The sequence below is a fragment of the Candidatus Darwinibacter acetoxidans genome, assembly GCF_041936445.1.
Lineage (GTDB): Bacteria > Bacillota > Limnochordia > Darwinibacteriales > Darwinibacteriaceae > DTU010.
On sequence record NZ_JBHGXH010000185.1, the window covers coordinates 1 to 2,187 of the forward strand.

3 protein-coding genes are annotated in these 2,187 nt (G+C 55.4%); all 3 read left to right on the forward strand.

All coding sequences use genetic code 11. The features are described from left to right. Positions 1 to 261, forward strand: a 261-nt coding sequence (locus tag ACE4YL_RS06825) for a hypothetical protein (RefSeq protein WP_461369419.1), incomplete at its 5' end; no start/stop codon positions are given. 75 nt (positions 262 to 336) lie between these two features. Beyond that, complete coding sequence (locus ACE4YL_RS06830) at positions 337 to 636, forward strand: hypothetical protein (RefSeq protein WP_461369420.1); 300 nt, start codon at positions 337 to 339, stop codon at positions 634 to 636. A gap of 6 nt (positions 637 to 642) precedes the next feature. Beyond that, positions 643 to 2,187 (forward strand): SNF2-related protein (locus ACE4YL_RS06835; RefSeq protein WP_461369421.1); only part of this gene is annotated, 1,545 nt, incomplete at its 3' end.

Sequence of the window (2,187 nt, forward strand, 5' to 3'; positions counted from 1 at the left end):
AAATACATATACCGCTTCAGCGTGGATGGCTGGCACTACTACATGGCACCTGATGGCAGCTTTCGCAAGGTGCCGGAGCACATCATGTATGCCTACACCGACCCGAACAAGATAGAGAAATACGGCATCAACGTGACCGAGCACGACAACCGCGCCGTATGGGATTACCTGAGTGGGCGACTGCATGACACGTATGATAATCCCACACCCGGCCCCCTGACGGCCCGGCTGGAGCGAGCGAGAAGGAACCGCGCACAATAGCGAGAACTATGCAGTAACGACAAGGCCCGCCGGAAGCCTCTAATTCCGGCAAACACCAAGAAGGAGGAATAAATAATGATTAACGAAATGGTACAAATTTACAGTGGAAACACTTCAAGGGATGGCATGTTCATTTATGAAAAATTCATTACAGGTACAGTTGTTAAGGTTAATAAAAAATCTATTAGAGTTCACATGACTCATGTTAAATATGTAACAAATGGTAGGATTGTATGTGAACATGATATGAACGAAGAGGCGACATTTACTTTTTGGAAGACAATTGAAAATAGACAGTTTGGTAAGAACGCTGGGGAAACAGTCAGCCTTTACAAGAACAAAGACTATGGTATCATTGAAATCGTTATGGGGTGATAGTGGATGAAGGACACGAACGAGACCAAGAATACCGCCCAGCCTGAATACTTCGTCATCTACCGGGACGGTCGGATCTACTGGTGGTGCCTGTTCGAGATGAACAACATCGCTAAGAGCATCCCAAGTGCCCGATGGAACAGGGAGATACGGGCCTGGGAATACCCGGCGACACCGGCGGCGGCTGCCGCCATTGCCAAACATATCCAGAGCGAGTGCATTCATCCTGACGTCCTGGCGATGGCCAGCATCATTACTGAAGCCGCCGCCGCCAAACAAATGAGTGATGAGGAACTGCCGGATCACCCTAGCGGCATCCCCTCCTGGGCTCACCAGAAGCGAGCATTCCAATTCGCCAAGAATCTGCCTGCTGTAGGACTGTTTATGGAGATGGGGTCCGGCAAAACCAAGGTAGCGGTGGACCTGATCACCAACCGGAACCACAAGCGGACTCTGGTGGTCTGCCCTAAGTCCGCCATGGTAGATGTCTGGGCCCGGCAGGTGCCGATGTACTCCCATATTCCCATCGACGTGGTGATCCTGAACGGATCTACCGCCGGTAAGAAGATGGAGCAGGCCAAGGTCGCCCTGGCCCAGGCGGAGGAGGCCGGTAGGCCGATCATCTTAGTGGTAAATTATGAGAGCGTCTGGCGGGAACCGCTGGGGCCCTTCTTAAAGCAGGCCGGGTTGGATAGTGTGGTGTTGGACGAATCTCACCGAATCAAGAGCCCCGGCTCCCGAGTCAGCCTCTACTGCGCCGGGCTAGGTAAGCGGGTACCGTATCGGATGGCCTTGACTGGGACGCCAGCACATAATAGCCCACTGGACGTCTACGCTCAGTACCGCTTCCTGGATCCGGGGATATTTGGTACTAACTTCAGCGCTTTCCGGAACCGGTACGCCGTCATGGGTGGGTATGGTGGCTACCAGGTGATCGCCTACCGGATCAGCCCTACCCTGCCAGACGGCCGGCCGAACCCCCACTACAGTCTAGAACTGGACCGGGAGTTCCAGGAACGGATGTACTCGATCGCTTTCCGGGTCCGGACCAGCGACGTCTTGGACCTGCCGCCGGAGATGGATGAGGAGCGCCGATTCGACCTCAGCAATTCCGCTCGGAAAATCTACACCAAGCTGTACAGGGACATGGTCGCCGGCGTTGGGTCCGGTAAGGTAACAGTCGCCAACGCCCTGACCCGGCTCCTGCGGCTGCAGCAGATCACCTCTGGGTTCCTGCCGGTAGAGGATAATGAGAACGGCACCACCAACCTGCAGCAGATCGACACCGGCAAGCAGGAGCTGCTGGCAGACCTGTTGGAAGACCTCCCGGCCCATGAGCCCTTGGTGGTATTTTTTCGGTTTATCCACGACGCCGACGCCATCCGCCAGAAAGTGGAGGCTGCCGGCCGTCGCTACTACGAATTGTCCGGACGGATTAACCAGCTTGAGGGCTGGAAGACCGAGTGTTCCGGTGATCTTCCAGCTGGTGTGATTGCTGTCCAGATCCGGGCCGGCGGCGCTGGCGTGGACCTCACCCGGGCCTGCTACTGC